We start from the raw sequence: 17,455 nt of genomic DNA, 5'->3' as shown, positions 1-17,455 counted from the left end.
TCCTCCTATTGTGCAACTTGCTTCTGGACTTCCCCGAGCAGGTGGCGCAAATCATTATCTTTAGAATAGTGCTCATGAACATAGGCGCTCAGTGCGTCTACCGCATCATTGCTAGCCTCGTACTTTGCTAACAGATGCAGCTTACCCTCATACTCCTCGAGCGCAGCGTCAGAACGCTTGATGTTGTCATAAACGGCCTGGCGGCTAACGCCAGCATCGGCGGCAATCTCACCCAGTGAGTAGTCATCACCATAATATAGTTCGAGGTATTCCTGTTGCTTCTTAGTGAGCAGTTCCTTGTAAAATGCAAACAGGTTGTTCATGCGGTTTGTCTTGGCTAATTCCATCTAATCAGTCCTTTTTCATACTATTTAAGGATACCGGTGCAACCGCGCCGCGTCAACGGCTGGCGCAGCTCTAGCAGATAAATATCTCCAGCCGTCATGCAATCAAAAAAATGCCCGGTCCCCCAAAAACTGGGACCGAGCATCCGAACACATTAACGAGCTAAGAATACCGCCAGCAGACCGATCACCGCGGGAAGGGCCTGGAAGAGGTAAATGCCCTTAATCACAGTCGCGCCACCATAGATACCCACGACTAGCACAAATGCAAAGAGCATCGCCGCCACGATGACGACCGCATCTACAGGGACGATAAACGCCGTCAATAACAGCAGCACGCCGAGCATGCCGTTGTAACTAGCCTGGTTGGCCAAAGTGATTTTGGTCTCTTTCCGCTCCACGAACTCACGGGGCATCCCGAAGGCCTTAACCTGCGCAGCCGTGGAGGCAAACATCTCGAGGTAACAAATCCCGAGGTGCTCCAAACCCACGAGGACTAACATAACCGTCAAAAAAATGTGCATGTGATCTCCTTTTTAACGCCTGGTCATCAGCCTACTTGAGCTGCTTGTCAGCGTGTTTTTCGCGCTGGTGCCGGGCAATCATCGGCAAAATGAAGCCCATCCCGAACAACACAATAACAGAGATGAAGTTGAGGAGTAGCTGGTGCGTGAAGGCAGGGGTACCCCACTTGGTATCTTGCGGCATGAAACCCATCGTCGCGCAGACAAAGGTGAAGAGGAAGCACCAACCACCGACCACCATGGCCAGACTCTTGTTCTTGAGGAAGACGTAACCCGACTCAAACTTATCTTGCTGGGCCCGCAGAGCTAAGAAGGCAACGAACACCCAAGCGGTCTTGTATGGCGAAACGATCCCGTTCAGGTTCAGCAGCCAGTTAAAGATGGTATTGATGTCTGGTAGCGTCCCCGCCATCAAGATCAGGAAGAGGCAAATGCCAGCCGTCAGCACGTAGGAATTAATTGGCCGGCCCTGCCGGTTCTTCTTGAGGAGCCATTTTGGCATGTACTTAGCGGCGGTGTCAGCGGACAGAACTCGGCTCGCTGCGTCGATGAGCACGGCCAGTTGCGCCAACATGAACACGAGCTGGGTCCCGGCAAACAGGTACATGAAGAGTTTGCCAACACCCCACTGTTCACCCATGTACTGGAACGCATAGAAGGAACCGTTCATCTTCAGGTCATTTGGCAGGTGGTTAGCATCAAAGAAGACACCAAGAGCCAGAGAACCAAAGATGACGAGGAAACCGGTCATGATGGCCAGCATCCACATTGACTTCGGGAATTCCCTCTTCGGATTGCGAACCTGCTGAATGTAGGTTGCCCCGAGTTCAGCCCCGGACGTGGCAAAAATCAGCAGTCCGGTGGTCGAGAAGTAGTGCACTGAGAAGTGGGGCTTGAAGGAGCTGAGGTCGAAAATGTTACTTGCCGGGTGGTAGCCCTTGGCAACGGCGGCAAAAGCCATGATGACAAAGAGCATCCCCATGATGAACATCGCTGCGCCCCCAATCAGGGACATGACTTCCATCGAGCGGGAGAAGACGTTTTCCAGAAGGATGAAGACCAGAATCACAACAAAAGTGAAAATACCAAACCATTCTGGTGACATGTAGTGATCCAAGGTGTTATCGCCGAGGATGAGCCAAGACAGTGCAACGATAATGGCGTTGGCAACGTCAATCAGGTATGGCAGCGTTGAGCTCCAGTACATCCAGGACACGACGTAACCAAGGGTATCGTTGGTCGTCCGTCGTACCCAAGTAGCAAGTCCGCCCCCTTCATGCGTGAAGGTCGTCCCAATTTGCGCCGCGATGAGCGCGTAAGGAACGATGTAGGTAAGCATCAGGAAAACCCAGGAGAAGACCACGGATAGGCCTTGATTCTGGAATGGGTACAAAATGTTTTCGAAACCGATAACCGTAACAAATGTCAGCAGGCCGAGAACCTGCCAGGACATGTACTTTGGCTTCTGGCCTAATAAAGGTGCGTCATTATTCATTTTTACATTACCTTTCGTGTAGTTAATAAGGTTTACTTAGCAGCAACTACACTACTGGGCACGGCGAATTGTTATGAATACGAGTCCGTACGGGCATAATAAGTCCAACTTTCTTTAAAATATCGTTAATATTATACCGCGAATGAATTTATTTACCATGTTTTTCTGAAAACAGCCCATATATTTTTGCCATGACTGCAAATTATTTGGTCCGGACGCCCCACTTTAGTTTCATGGTCGTGGCCCCTGCTGGCAGGTCGCGAATGGCCGCAATGTACTGCCGACTGGCCTGCTCCTCGCTAAGTTGATAGTCAAAATTTAGCCGCTGTGCAACCAGTTGGGCAACCGTTGCGAACAGCTCCATTGTGGTGCTTAACGCCTGCCAGGTGGCCTCGTTGTCGCCATTAGCAAACGTCTTCGTGAGCGGCACCCACAACTCCTCTGGCAAGAGGTGAACGAGGTCCTTGTGCAGCTTGCCGGTGCTGATCTGCCAATCCGCATCACTGCCGACAAGCCAATCACACATGTCAAGCAGGTGCGGCCGCAGAACATCACCTAGCATCGCGTTGGCGTACAGCAACTCGTTGCGCCACAAGCCCTTGGCGACATACGGAGCGACCCACCAGAAGTCGTTGGTGTGGTGGTAGAACAATTCGGCACTGGGCCGCTGCACCCACCGGTCCTTATCACTAGCGGCGGGTAACTGCGGCAAAATACCGTCCTTATCAAGGAGTGGGACCGTTTGACTGTGGCTCCCATAAGTTAACTCACAAACGGTTACGGGTTCCAGGTGCAGATCGATCCGGTTGCCATCCGTGAAAACGCTCATGATGGTGTAGCCATTTTGCTCCGGATCACACGGCTGACCTACCGCCTCATCCAATGCGTCTGGTTCTTGGGTCAACAACGGCGTTCCGAATTGCCCGTACCAGCTACGGTCCGCGAGCATACCGTTAATGTCGGTCACCACGTACACGATGTCGTAATCCTGGAACAGGTCATGTTTGGCCCGTGGATTTGCCCGGGAACCATTCATATACACTGCCCGCACCCGTTGGTCACTTTGCGCAACCGTCAAAATCAAATCGCGCATCGTCTGCTCATTCCGCATGATCATCACTCCTCAGTAATTTTGCTATCAGTGTAAGTCCGATCACACTAGACAACAAGCCTAGTCTGGAGACGGTAACTAAGGCTATAATTGGGCGGTAAACATCTCCGCCGTTACCACAACGTGCGGAATGGCAATCATGCCAAGGAGGAACTATCCACATGCATTTAACAATTGGTATCGGCCCCGGAATCAACGCACAGCTGTTCACACAGCACACCGCGCTAGTCGCCCAAACCCCACTCGGCGCACTCGGAGCGGCTGTGCTCCACGCCAGCGATGACCACAACTTGCAGCGCCTGATTGATAGCGAATTACCCCTACCAGTCGTCATCGTCGGCCAGACACAGTTACCGGCTGACTGCGGCCAGTTACAGGTCACCGTCCTGCCTGAACTCAATGCTGAGGGGGCAAAAGTCATCTGCAATGGTGCCAGCGCTTACGAAGAACGCATGGTGCCGGCGTTCGTTCGTGACCTCTTCAAATTTGCGGATGCTGACCCCGTTACCTTTGCCACGCCAGGGCACCACGCCGGGCACTACGACGACCTCGCCCCGGCCGGCTACCTCTTCCACCAGGCATACGGTGACAAGTTCTTCGCCAGCGACACTAGTGATGTCGTGACCGCGCTGGGCGACATGCTCACCCACGGCGGGACGCCCCTGCAAGCCGAACAAGCCGCGGCCAAGCTTTTTCATGCCGATGAAACCTACTTTGTGACCAACGGCACCACCGGCTCGAACAACGTGGTCGCATCCGCGCTACTCACTCCTGGCGACCTCGTGCTCTTCGACCGCAACAACCACAAATCCTTCTATAACTCCGCCCTCGTCCAGTGCGGCGCCCAAGCGGTTTACCTGGACACCCTGCGCAACCAGAACGCACTCATCGGCCCCGTCGACCTGCGCAACGTCAGTCAAGACAATCTGCGCGCCGCCGCCAGCAAAATTGACCCCCAGCGTGGTGCCCAAAAGCGGACCTTCCGCTTAGCGGTTTTGGAGCTCGAAACCTTTGACGGCATCGTTCCCGACGTCAAGGAACTGATCAAGCGGTTCGGACCACTGTGTGACTACATCGCCTTCGATGCGGCTTGGGGTGGCTACGAGCCATTCCTGCCCGCTATGAAGGCCATGGACCCACTACAGCTTGATCTCGGCCCGGATGACCCCGGCATCATCGTCACCCAGTCCGTCCACAAGCAGCAGAGCGGCCTCGCGCAAACCTCGCAGATCCACAAGAAAGACGCCCACATTCGCGGGCAAAAGCGCTACGTGACCCACGAACAGTTTAACCACGCGTACTTGAAGCACGTCACCACTAGCTTTTCCTACCCCGTCTACGCCTCTCTGGCCGTCAACGTGGCTCTGAACAGTGGGGCGCGCGGCCGTAAAATCTGGGCAGATGCACTCGCCGCGGCCCAAGACTTCCGCCGCCAGCTGCAAAGCACCCGCCTATTCAGGGCCTTCAACAGCCCAGAAATGCTCAATACTTCTAACCACATGGCCCTGACCTCCGCGGCCGCATGGCAACTGCAGCCCGCCGCCAGCTGGCACGGCTTCACCGGTCTCCAGCCCGGCCAGGCATACCTCGATCCCGGCAAGGTCACCATTCAACTCGCAAATAGCGGCGACCTGCGCGCATCCGGCTGGGTCCTCGACCGTTACCTGCTCGACCACGGCATCGTGCCGGAAAAAGCCGACCCGAACTCAGTGCTCTTCCTCGTCACACCAGGTAGTGGCCCTACCGACTGGAACAAGTTGTTCAGCGTCCTCCAGCAGTTTGAAACTGACTACTTTGCCGATAAAAAGCTGACCGAAGTGTTACCAGCTTTGGTCGCAGAAACCGGCAGTCGCTATCACGACGAAACCCTGTGCGACCTCGCCCAGAGTCTTTCCGACCTGTTCAAGAACGAGCGGCTCGCCGCCAAACAGGCCGGTCTCTTCCAGAATAGTCAGGCCAATAAAGCGCCACTGACACCTAGAGAGGCGGACCTCGCCTTTGTTCGCGGCCAGTACACCACCGTGGCTCTGAAGGAAGCGGCCGGCCACGTCGCCGTTGAGGGGGCGCTGCCATACCCTCCTGGCATTTTTGTCACCGTGCCCGGGGAGACTTGGAGTCCGGCTGCTATCGACTACTTTGAAGCCCTCTATAGCGCTGTTGATCAGTTTCCAGGGTTCACACCGGAGATTCAGGGTGTGTTCGTGAAAGACGGGGAACCATGCGTACACGTGCTCGACCAGCAACAAAAATAGCATGATTTCATAACAACATTTCTAGATACAAAAATAGACCTAAGACTATCGTTGCTTAACGTATCAGCAACGGCAGAGCCTAGGTCTATTTTGTTTGGATAAACACCAGAATGTGTAAACAAGCTCTCCTACTCTACGCCCAGAGACTTGAACACGGCCTCCTCAACATTACTGTATGGTAGCAAAGAGAACGCTCCAATCAATTCGCTGGGTACAGAAACCAAGTCAGACATAGACGCCGTCGGTAATAGTACCTTCTTCGCACCACTATCCAGCGCGACCTGCAAAGCATCGGCCAAGTTATCAGGCCGTTGAATAGTACCGCCAATTGTTAAATCGCCCAAAACGACCAACTGATCAAGTGTAGACCGTGCGGTTGCAATTGACACGAGTGCAATGTATGTCGCAAGTGAAAGGTGCTTTGACGGGACCGAATCATTCACATTGGTCACATTGACAATAAAATCGTGTTTTTCTGGATCAATCCGCTGATCGACGGCCCGGTAATTGGCAGTCAGGTAATTAAACGCGGTATTCATCGACTCCCGCGCAGCACGATTACTAGAGATTCCTGTCCAGTCATGCTTACCGGAACCCGTTGTTACTTGTGATTCTAATTTCAACAGTGACATCCGGTTGGATTCATCGTAGGCAATTGTGAAAATCTGCCCAGGGTTGGGGCTGCCATCAGGAATAATGGTTGAACTGCCCTGTTCAGGAACAGAAACGTATTTTTCGGCCATGTTCTCCTTGTCGATGTACGAAAAGTTCACATCGTAGAATTCCATGCCGCCAATCCGCTTTAACTGTTCCTTGACCCGCCGCCGCATCTCTAAAGCGAACTCTAGTACTTCAGTCACTTCATCCTTGGTAAATTCACCATTAGGATACAGCAACTTGATCATTCCTGAAACCGTCTTGCGAACAGCAATCGTATCCCGCTGATTTAGATTACTACCCAGATTGAAGTATTCATCAAAGGCATCCCCATAGGAAATTTTTCGGAGTGCACGCATCGCTTCGGCCCAAAAGTCAGTGATAAAACCATATCCATTTGTGAAGTGGCTGGGCTTGAGCTTAGGAATTTCCCAGCCCGGCAAGTAGTTGTGAATACGATCCAGGAAGGCTGTATCCGTACCCATGGCATCCGGGAAAGGCTCAAACAGGCTTGAGGTACGCAGCAAAACATCAACGCTTTGATCAATGTTACCCACGAATACCATCCCCGCGGAGGCCTGAATCTGATCCCGACCCCGAGCGAAGGATCCAGAAGCCATGTAGTCCTTCATGATTTGCACGCCATCGTTATCCTTGAACTTGATGCCGGCAACTTCATCGAACGCGACCACGTCCCACAGACCAACCAAGCCTGCTTTATGCGTACTCATGTTGTAAAAGAGATTGGCCACGGTGGTCTGTCCGCCGGAAACCAGAATGGAATTCGGGGACAATTCCTTGTACACGTGCGATTTACCAGTGCTCCGCGGACCAAGCTCTACTAGGTTGTAGTTGTTCTCTACAAACGGAATTAAGCGGGCGAGTAGCAACCACTTCTCGCGCTGAGTGAACTGAGTTGGTTCCATCCCCGTTGTCCGCAGAATCAGGTCAATCCACTCATCAGTCGTTAACTCTTTACGACCAGTGTATATTTCATCCATGTTCACGTATGGAACTTGCACTGGGGTTAAGTTGTCGATGATAAAAGAATCTGCGCCCTCGTGATCGTAACTCAGACGCACAATGGACCAGATTCCGCCCACCAGCAGTCGCTCATACTTTTGGACGTAATCCTCGTCAACGGGAACGCCGCTGATACCCAGATTGCTAAAAGTGGCTTCGTAACGGTCCTCCCGCGTGTTCAGGTTCACAGTCAGCTTATCAATGACGGTATATGAACCCAGTTCGCGAATCTTAGATTTGACCTTCTCGGCCTCGTCAGGACGAACGTAATTATTAGCCAGCGTCTTCTTAACGCTCTCCACGCCCCGTTCGATTTGGCCCTCATCGGCGCCATTAGCGTATTGGCCGAGCAAGAACTCGAGGACGTAAGTGGGGACATTTGCGCCACCCTTGATGCGCGTGGTTAAATCCTTGCGCACAAAGCGCCCGGGAAAATTAGCTTGGAGCTTATCAAGCAAAGCGTCCTGCGTACTTGCCGCTTCATCCTTGGAAATATTCTCATCCGATGTCAAAGCCAAAGCCACCTCCAATCATCATGTCCATGGTGTATGGATACTTAGTTTCTGTGTTGTTGCTCAAGTTAGTCAGGACTAGGTAGTATGTCGCCTGGTTAACAAACTGCTGATCAGTCAAAGTAAAGCGCGTGGTAAATATCCGGTTCTTGGGATCTGCTTCGCGACTATCAATCCGCAACTGCACCGTTCCAGAAATTGGAGTGCCTTGCGCGTCAGTGAAGACGGCAGTGTAATCAGCGGCTGTAACCTTATCACTGATTGCTTGAACTTGATTCAAGCGGACAACCACTTCTCGAGACGTGATGCGCCGCGCACCAGCAGTAACATCCGTGAGTTCAACCGGTACGGCCTGCGACTTACCCAACTGGGCTTTAATTTGCAAAACCGGCACAATCATTTCCTGCGGGGAGGCCCCACCGTGAACGTAATTCTGACCGGCCCCGGGAGCTCTAAATATCCGCCCGCTGGTTGGATAACTCACCCACCGTGCATCCGTACTACCTAAGAGTTCGCCTAACTGCTGACTTTTGACACCAACCTCAGCAATCGGGTCATTAGAAATGGCATACCGCTGTTCCTTGCGCTCGGTTGACCCCTGCAGCTCAATCTTGTCAGCTTCGTCAATTGGCGACCAGCGGTATATGAAGCCGTGATCAGCAGTAATGATGATATTGCGGACACTCAGATTGCGCAGCAAACCGACAACTTCCGCAATCTCCTTGATGGCGATGGCGGTGGCACTGAAAGTTTCGTCTTCCTGCTTTTCCTTCTCGCCAGTCGTGTCAATTTGGTTGTGGTATAAGTAAACGACTTTTTGCTCGGCAAGAAACGCCTTGCGTTGTCCAGAGTTCATGTGGACCCGGAAATTATCTAGCTGTTCATTCACGCTGGCTGGATTCTGCTTCTGCAGTATTTTGCGCCGGGTCTCCTCCGTGTTAGCCTTTTGCCCGTCCACCAGCACCGTGGTGTCGCCAGTGTAACTTAGCTCGTGGTTCGGCAATAGCGCCGGCATCCCGAAGTAGGTCACCGACGGGAGCGCCGTGATTGCATAATCCATCTGGGTGCTAAACATATCCCGACCCTCAAGTTGGGCCTGTAATTCCTTGGCAGCTTCAAACCGAAAGGCGTCAGAAATAATCACAACGGTGCGGGATTCAGACTTGCTGCCAACATAACGCTGGTAGAAATTGCGCTGTAACTGGTCATGACTAACCAACCGTGGAGCGTATGCGTCCGTCCAGTTACTAATACTTGGCGTTAGGAAGTCGTTGAGATAACGGTTCTCAACACCGTCAGCAAGTTCATCAACAAGCTCACGCTGTACTGACTTTAAGCCAGTTGTTAGCTTGGTGAAGTGCCGGTACGTTTGGTCTAATTTGTAACCGGAGTTGGTGTACCACTCAATTTGCGCATTTAACTCACCACCGGGCAGCTCCGCAGCCCACGTGAGGATGTGGAGCGCATCAACGATTGCTGCGTACGCATCGGCATACTGGTAACCAAAATTCATCCGCGTCCGGGCATCAGCAATCTCCGCCAAACTCAACCGGTTAGCCGTGATGCCAAAATCTCTAGCCTTAATCCGCGCGACCAGCCAGTTAATAATGGTGATGTCGATTTCGGCAAAGGCGTCAATTTGCACCAGAACATCCATCTCTAGCTTGCCAAAAATGCTACCACCGTTGACATACTGCCACACCTTTGCGGCAAGCACCTGCATGTCAGCATCCAAACTCTTCTTGTCCCGACTGTGATCAATAAACGCGACGGCATTGTTGAGGTTGTTAGCAGTATAAGAGCTCAACCTGTCCGGCATCTGGGTGTCAGCTTGTGCAAACGCAAAATTCAAGAATAACGCACTGAACAGTTGCATCAAGTCATGTTGAATGTTGTTAAAGGCAAAAGTTTGGTCAATCATATTCCAGAACTCATCCGCCAAACCATACTTCGCAAACAGCTGCAAGTAGTCATTATCAGCATCCAGGCTGGAACTACCAACGACCTGCAAAACACTGATTACGGTCGCCTCGTTGGCTCTAGTCAGCACGGCCATCTCAACCAATTCTGGTTTGTTGGTGGTCGTATAAAGGCGCCCGAACTCACTGGCCCGGCGTTTGTTGTTAAAGAACTTCTGTTGGTCCCCAACAAACGACCGCAACGTCTTGGGCAAGTTAAGCTGATCCAGCAACATCGCTGTTGCGTCCGCGGTGTACTTGGCCCCAAAACGGATGAAATCGGCAAGGAAGTTCTGCGCCAGTGGTGGTTCCGGAGCTGGCGAGTACACTAAAGCGGCCCCATCTGCACGACTAATCTCTTCAAGCCGCAACTTAGTATTAAATTGTTCATCTGCTTGCATCTGTAGCAGCTCAATTCCAGCCGGTAAGCGCTGTGCGATTTCCTCAATATCCTCGGCAAAGCTGCCATCATCGTCGTACCAGACCACAAACCGATTGCTATCGGTAAACTTCGCGGTTAAACCCGTGACAATTTCATCAACATTCAATTCAGCCATTTAGCTACCCACTCTCTCATCGCGTAAATACTATTCCTAGTATAGCTGACAGCCTTTCCAATGACTATTAAATCAGCGTAATATCGTTCACCCCCAGCTATAACAACGGGGTGATCAAGGCACTGGTGACGGATGTGCCAGAAGCTGATTTTGACGTGGAAAAAGAGGGCCAGGTCGAGATCATTGGGTGGCTGTACCAGTACTACAATGAGGAACCACATAATCAAGTTGTTAATATCAACGGTGGACCCGTGAAAAAGAACGACATCCCCGCGGCTACGCAGCTGTTCACGACTGATTGGGTTGTACGCTACATGGTCGATAACTCACTGGGCCGGTTTTACCTGGAGCATAATGAAGATTCCACAATTGCTGACAAGTTGGAATATTTGTTGCCAGGCAAGCTCGTCCAATCTGAAGACACCGTTGAACTAAAAAACATTAAAGTACTCGATAATGCCATGGGTTCAGGACACATCTTGGTATACGCGTTTGACGTGCTGATGGAAATGTATCTCGAACAGGGCTATTCAAAACGTGATGCTGCAGTTGGCATAATTGAAAACAACCTGTACGGCCTGGAAATTGACCGTCGCGCGTACCAGTTAGCTTACTTTGCACTGATGATGAAATTGCGGCAATACAACCGCCGTGCATTGACCATGGAAATTATGCCAAATATTTATGTGTTTGAAGACACCGACGATATCACGGCAGAAGATATAAATTCGTGGAATATATCCGAACCTGCAAAGAAAGATTTGGCTGAGATTGCGAATAAATTTTCGAATGCACGCACCCTTGGTTCTATTGTTAAGCTGAATCGTTCTTTTGACACATCATCATTAAAAAAAGAATTATCCAATGCAATTAGTAAAACGGATCTGGACGTTTTTGGAATCGACGGCAAAATTAATATTCTGTCGAATACGCTAAATATTGTTCAGATATTTCAAACAAAATTCGAAGTTATAGTTACGAACCCACCGTATCTGAACCACATGGATAAGTCTCTTAAAGCCTATGTGAAGAAAAACTACAAGGCTTATTGTGGGGACATGTTTTCAATATTTATCTGGATGAATATTAATATGACTACAACTGACGGCTATGCTGCATACATGACGCCCATGGTTTGGATGTTTATCAAAACCTTTCAGAAGCTGCGAGAATCCATAATTGATAATTTCGAGATCAGTAGTTTAATTCAAATGGAAACCCACGCCTTTTTCGACGAAGCGTTTGTCACCATTGATAGCTTTGTTCTTAAAAACACCGTGAATCATTCTAATGGAATTTATCTTCGGCTGACTGACTTTAAAGGTGGAATGGAAGTGCAAGGGCAGAAAGTTACTGAAGCTATCAAATATCCGTCTGTTGGTTATGTTTATCGAACTAACCAAGCGAACTTTAGTAAAATTCCGGGTAGTCCAATCGCATACTGGGCAAGCGACAATTTAATTCATGATTTTGAAATTGGTACCCCTATGTCCAAATTAGTAGAGCCCCGACAAGGGCTGGCTACAGCTGACAATAACCGCTTTTTGCGTCAATGGTTTGAAGTAACATATTCAGAAATCAAGTTTGACGCCAAATCCATCAGTGACTCTGTTAAATCTAAGAAAAAATGGTTCCCGTATAACAAAGGTGGTGCTTACCGCAAGTGGTATGGAAATTATGACTATGTAGTTAATTGGCAAAATGACGGATACGAAATTAGAAATTTCAAAGATCACAATGGCAAGGTAAAATCTCGTCCACAAAATACTTCTTTTTACTTCCGTGAAGCGATTACGTGGTCAGGTATTACGAGTGGCCATTTCTCTATTCGTTACCGCGCTGCATCTTCTATTCATGCAGATAAAGGTATGTCGGCTTTCGCCAGAGGCCAAAACAGGGATATTTTGTTTTACTCGTTGGCAGCACTAAACACAAAGTTAGGAGACTTAATTTTTGAAATACTAAATCCTACTGTCAGTCTTCAAGTCGGCGATGTGGGAAGATTTCCCCTAATTGTAAGTCGGAAAGATAAATTACAGATTCAACAACTGGTTTATAAAAACATTTCCATAGCAAAAGACGATTGGAACATCTTAGAGATTGCATGGGACTTTGACAATTCGCCATTGATCTCCAATATTGATGAACATAAACAACCTCCTCCCTGATTTGTCGCAATATAAAATATATTTGTGCCAAAAAAGTGCCAAGTATTATCAAGCGATAATTTAGGAGGAAAAAATGGTTAGTTATAGAAAACGTGGGGAATCATGGCAATACGAGATTTCCTACAAAGATTTGGACGGAAAATACAAGAAGCTGCGTAAATCCGGATTTCATTTCAAGTCAGATGCGGAACTGGCCGCCAGCCAAATTAAGTCAACGTACATTGATGTTCGTAGTTTTCGTGACGGCAACATTTCCCTGGCAGCCTATTTTGAGAAGTGGATTAAATTATACAAGGAGAAGTCAGTTTCAGCGGTAACTTTGGTTAAGTATTACAATACGCTCAGCCATATTCAAAACCTCTTTGGCAATATTACGCTGCATGATTTAAACCGCATTTTTTACCAAGAAAAAATCAATGAGTTCGCCCAAACACACGCACCTAGAACTGTTGCCACATTCCACAAGCAGATTCGTGCCGCCGTTTTGGATGCATTAGACGAAAAGATTATCTTGTCTGACCCAACACGTAAGGTCGTCATCACGGGCCGGAAAGTGGCACATCCTCAGCAAGCATTAAATTACAACGACTGGCGTACACTCGTTAATTCTTTGGACACCAGCAACAAACAGCAAATGATTATCTATCTCGCGGCTGTAACCGGACTTCGTTTTGCCGAAGTGGTTGGGCTCACCCTAAAATCAATTGATTTCGACCAATCAACTATAACCGTGAGTCAAACTTGGGATTACAAATACCACACAGGCTTCAAGCCAACTAAAAACAAATCATCAATCCGGACCATTCCAATAGATTCAAGAACGACCCAGCGATTAAAAGCTTTCACAAGCTGCCTTCAAGATGCCAGCAAGCCAATATTCGCAGCTGAGTCGCCTGCTCCCGTTAGCGCCGAGATCAACAAAACACTAACCGGAATTCTGAAGTTGCTTGGTTTACCACGAATTACCTTCCACGGTCTACGCCACACACACGCGTCGGTCCTGTTGTACCAAGGGGTTAGCGTTCTGTCAGTATCAAAACGCTTAGGCCACGCGAACATAACGACAACCCAATCAACCTATTTGCATGTAATCAAAGAGTTAGAGCAACTAGATAATGATAAAATCATTTCAGTTTTGAATAATTTATAACTTGGCACATTTCGTGGCACAACGAGAGGCCCGTCTGTTTACTGGCGGGCCTCTCGTTTAACTATTTACTTAATGGGAGTTAGTAACTTTTCTCCTGCTTGTACTTTTTTATGGTTTACTAAAACGCCATCGTCTAAATCTAACACAATGTGTTGATTAGCAACGTGCTGCAGAACTTGATCATACTTAACCAATTCGTCTAGTTGTGCCAACAACTTATCTAATTCTTTTGAAGCTACATTCTTATCACGCCCAGATAGCCCTTGATCGAGCATCTGTTTTAACTGTTCGATCCGATTTTCGTAGGCACTTTGCAGCGGATGCAAATATTTGGTTCGAATTGCCGCCATCGTGTTTGAATCGTAACGATGCAAGTACATCAATGCTTTAAATCCATTCTTTTTGCCTGATTGCAACTGCCAATAAATTGGGCGCTTCTGGTAGGTGGAAAGATGGTCCTTTTTGTAAAAGTCGTCAACAAAGTACTTGCGTATCTGTGCTTCAGATGAATCACCTTTTTTGTCTAATGCACCAGCAATAAAGTCTAAGTTCTCTGATAAATGTTGTTGACCAAATGTTACCGTCAAAAACTCCTTTAATCGATAAATCACGTCTCGATTATCACCAAAATAATCTGCATCCGTAAGTAACAATACATCATCAGTATTTGGCACATAAGACTTGTACTTACCTGCATCCCATTCTCCACCGGCAAAAGCAAGACCTGGTGTATCCAATGAATATCGGCCAAACGTTACCCCAACAAAGTACGATAAAAATGCTTTGATATCACGTTTATAATCAGCACGTCGTACGGAGACATCCTTGTCATCTTCTTCTGGGGCCAACTCATCCTGCAAACCGTACAAATCAATGAAAATCCTATTTAGTTCCTCTTCGTTTGACTTAAGCTGCTCGAAGCGGTTCTCAGCCTCCTGTTTCCACTGATCAAAGGCCTCTGCAATCGTCCAATTTCGATTATGTTCATCGAATTTGTGCAGTAGTGGATTAGTTAAAAAATCCCATGAGGTTTCGTCAATATTCCAATCTGATTCTGCATAGTTAATATTTTCGGCAACTATTCTCTTGATTGTATCCTCCCTGTCTCCGTTAACAACTGGAAAATGTTTAAAATCTTCTGTCAACATGTTGATTGTTGGATTTAATATTTCAAGAATATAATTTCCAGCTTTTGAATTGGTCACTCCTAGAGCAATGAGTAACTGGCCAAGATTGTCAGCAAATGCCTCATTACCACCAGTGTCGAAAATTGAACCACTGTTTCTATATCGAATATTAAAAGATCCCGACGTGACTTTTGACCAAGTAATCGCTTCACGGAAGTAATAATCTGGGTTGCGTACCACTGAACGTTGTTTTCCGTTTGGCCAGTTAAAATTGCGAATTTCATATCCATCGTTTTCCCAGTTAATCACATAGTCGTAATTTCCATACCACTTGCGGTAAGCACCACCTTTGTTATACGGGAACCATTTTTTCTTAGATTTAACAGAGTCACTTATGGATTTGGCATCAAACTTGATTTCTGAATACGTTACTTCAAACCATTGACGCAAAAAGCGGTTATTGTCGGCTGTAGCCAGTCCTTGACGAGGATCCACCAGCTCGGAGAGAGGGATGCCAATTTCAAAATCATGGATCAAATTGTCGCTGGCCCAGTAAGCGATTGGACTACCAGGAATATTGCTAAAGTTCGCTTGGTTAGTTCGATAAAGATATTTCACCTGAGGATTATGAACGGCATTCAAAAATGCTTCTTCTTTTTTCTGCTGTGACCCAAAATCAACTAACCGCTCATAAGTTCCCAAGTAATCCTTAACTTGAGTTCTTTTGAATACAAACGCAGCCGATTGAACCACTTCCCCGCCAATTTCTTGGAACGCATGTGTTCCAAGATGTGCCAAATTGACAAGTGTGTCTCCACGCAAAAGTGAGCGTAGATTCCCAAAACTGGAAAGAAACATCCACTGATGTTGCGTAATCATCGCATAGTAACCGGCTTGTGCAGCCAACTGATGCAACCGCTCCATGAAAACAGCAAACAAGTCTGATTTACTGTTAGGAAAGTTCTTTTTTACAAACTTTTGCAATGCGGAAGGCATCTTGCCAGAGCCCATATAAGGTGGGTTTGTAACCGCTACAGTGTAATGACTACTTAAGATTTTGCCGACACTCAACGCATTACTAAGCTGTAGCTGCAAGTCTGTTAGTCGACTCGAATCAAGCAGCAATTGTCCATCATCGGGTATTGAAACTGTCAGTCCTCTCAACCCATTCCAATCAAAGTCAGCGGGAAAACTGATTACTGATCCCAATTCATCCCCGACGCTAAACATATTTGTAAGTGTTGCTAAGTTGCTCCGTGTGTCAGCAGTTGTTGCTAAGTTATTAACCAATAATTCTTGATCTTCAGTTGTCCAATTCAACTGAGGAACATCTAACACATTAATACTGACCTTTCGTGTTAATGCTCGCGAATCATACTGCCGTGCCTTCATCATGAGTGCAAAATACGTCAGCTGATAAGCTCGCGTATCGATGTCTAAACCAAACAGATTGTTTTTCAGAATGCTCCGGGCTGCAACGCTTCGTCCGTAGCCTTCGGACTCATACAACTGCATTAACACGTCAAAAGCGTACACGAGAATGTGACCGGATCCCATCGAAGGATCAATCAGGGTGATATCTTCAAGCTCAAGTTTGTTGAGTTCTTTATCATCATTCTTGATTTGCAGCTGAATTTCAGAAGTTTGTTCGGCAGCTGGCATAAAGTACCGCCAATTAAATACCTCGGCAATCTCCTTTGCAGTTCTGGTGTCGCCCTTAGCTTGCAGACGATTAATCCAAAAACGACCCAATGAATTTTCAACTAGATATTTGACAATCCAGTCAGGGGTGAATAGCTGTGTAACTGCAGGGATTTCGGCACGAGTATACTTGGACTTTTTGAATGCAGCGTCCTTGGGTTCCTCATTGTAGTACTGATACAACCAGCCAATGATCTCGACCTGGCCCTCTTTTTCCACATCAAAATCAGCCTCTGGCACATCCGTCACCAGTGCCTTGATCACCCCGTTGTTATAGCTGGGGGTGAACAAAAGTTTCATGTAATCATCAGTTTTCTCAAACAGCTTAGGAAGGTTCTCGTTCAACGCATCAATCTGCTTTAAGAACAGCATGCGGTACAGCTTATCCATTTTGGCCGGATCTTGAGCCGCCCACGCCTCATCGTAAACTTGCTTCTCTGCCGCAGTAAATTCGCCCAGATATTCAGAAATATCCAGTGCTTCCGTCATTATATCTGGCTCATTGCGCCCCTCAATGGACGACAGAACCCGCACGTGGCTGGGAAGATAGTCGTTAACTTCCATGAAACGAATCGCAATAATCCGGTTAAACCAAGTGTAAGCAACTTCCTCCACCAAATCTGCATATGCAGTGGCCCACTGATCATTTTTTGCAGTCTTAGTCAGGCGGTTCACAACTGCTTGTCGCCAACCAATTTCCACACCCGTCAAGGGTTTTTCTTGATTAGCATAAAACTCGGCCTCACGAGTGGAACGATCTTCCCTCTCACTTGCACCGTTCTCATCAATACCTAGTTGTGCCAAACGCAACCCAATATCTTCGATCAATTGTTTGCGAGCACTTACCGCAAATTTTTCTATTACACGTTTATCCAT

At 48.0% G+C, this 17,455-nt stretch carries 10 protein-coding genes; 3 read left to right on the top strand and 7 right to left on the bottom strand.

From position 1 onward, the window contains the following. Positions 1-5 precede the first annotated feature (5 nt). The 4 genes from GN107_RS04605 to GN107_RS04590 form a co-directional block, all read right to left on the bottom strand. Positions 6-347: a putative DNA-binding protein gene (locus GN107_RS04605; RefSeq protein ID WP_155286671.1), complete on the bottom strand. Its 342-nt coding sequence runs from the start codon at positions 345-347 to the stop codon at positions 6-8. 152 nt (positions 348-499) lie between these two features. After that, complete coding sequence (locus tag GN107_RS04600; RefSeq protein WP_155286672.1) at positions 500-868, bottom strand: DUF1304 domain-containing protein; 369 nt, start codon at positions 866-868, stop codon at positions 500-502. A gap of 31 nt (positions 869-899) precedes the next feature. After that, complete coding sequence (locus GN107_RS04595; RefSeq protein WP_230678553.1) at positions 900-2,363, bottom strand: APC family permease; 1,464 nt, start codon at positions 2,361-2,363, stop codon at positions 900-902. 202 nt (positions 2,364-2,565) lie between these two features. Beyond that, positions 2,566-3,474, bottom strand: a complete 909-nt coding sequence (locus GN107_RS04590) for an aminoglycoside 6-adenylyltransferase (RefSeq protein ID WP_196246252.1) — start codon at positions 3,472-3,474, stop codon at positions 2,566-2,568. Positions 3,475-3,635: 161 nt separating this feature from the next. Between GN107_RS04590 and GN107_RS04585 the strand changes: the two genes are divergently transcribed. Next, a complete protein-coding gene (locus GN107_RS04585) occupies positions 3,636-5,726 on the top strand; it encodes an Orn/Lys/Arg family decarboxylase (RefSeq protein WP_155286674.1) in 2,091 nt (696 codons plus the stop codon). A gap of 128 nt (positions 5,727-5,854) precedes the next feature. On the opposite strand, the gene brxL is transcribed toward GN107_RS04585, so the two are convergent. After that, on the bottom strand, positions 5,855-7,918 hold the full coding sequence (brxL, locus tag GN107_RS04580) for a protease Lon-related BREX system protein BrxL (protein ID WP_155286765.1): 2,064 nt from the start codon (positions 7,916-7,918) through the stop codon (positions 5,855-5,857). After that, positions 7,905-10,433, bottom strand: coding sequence for a BREX-1 system phosphatase PglZ type A (gene pglZ, locus GN107_RS04575; RefSeq protein WP_155286675.1), 2,529 nt, complete (start codon positions 10,431-10,433; stop codon positions 7,905-7,907). Before pglZ ends, brxL begins: the two co-directional genes overlap by 14 nt. 110 nt (positions 10,434-10,543) lie before the next feature. Here pglZ and pglX (GN107_RS04570) point away from each other — a divergent pair, with 110 nt between their 5' ends. Together pglX (GN107_RS04570) and GN107_RS04565 are read left to right on the top strand one after the other, a co-directional pair. Next, positions 10,544-12,601: a BREX-1 system adenine-specific DNA-methyltransferase PglX gene (pglX, locus tag GN107_RS04570; RefSeq protein ID WP_269057686.1), complete on the top strand. Its 2,058-nt coding sequence runs from the start codon at positions 10,544-10,546 to the stop codon at positions 12,599-12,601. A 73-nt stretch (positions 12,602-12,674) separates the two neighbouring features. Further along, positions 12,675-13,751, top strand: a complete 1,077-nt coding sequence (locus tag GN107_RS04565; protein ID WP_155286677.1) for a site-specific integrase — start codon at positions 12,675-12,677, stop codon at positions 13,749-13,751. 65 nt (positions 13,752-13,816) lie between these two features. Here GN107_RS04565 and pglX (GN107_RS04560) read toward each other — a convergent pair whose 3' ends face one another. Beyond that, a complete protein-coding gene (pglX, locus tag GN107_RS04560) occupies positions 13,817-17,455 on the bottom strand; it encodes a BREX-1 system adenine-specific DNA-methyltransferase PglX (RefSeq protein ID WP_155288050.1) in 3,639 nt (1,212 codons plus the stop codon).

It is taken from the genome of Lacticaseibacillus zhaodongensis (assembly GCF_009687905.1).
In the GTDB taxonomy this organism is placed as follows: Bacteria; Bacillota; Bacilli; order Lactobacillales; family Lactobacillaceae; genus Lacticaseibacillus; species Lacticaseibacillus zhaodongensis.
The sequence above is the reverse complement of the archived record's forward strand: the minus strand, read 5'-3'. Positions and strand labels throughout refer to the sequence as shown.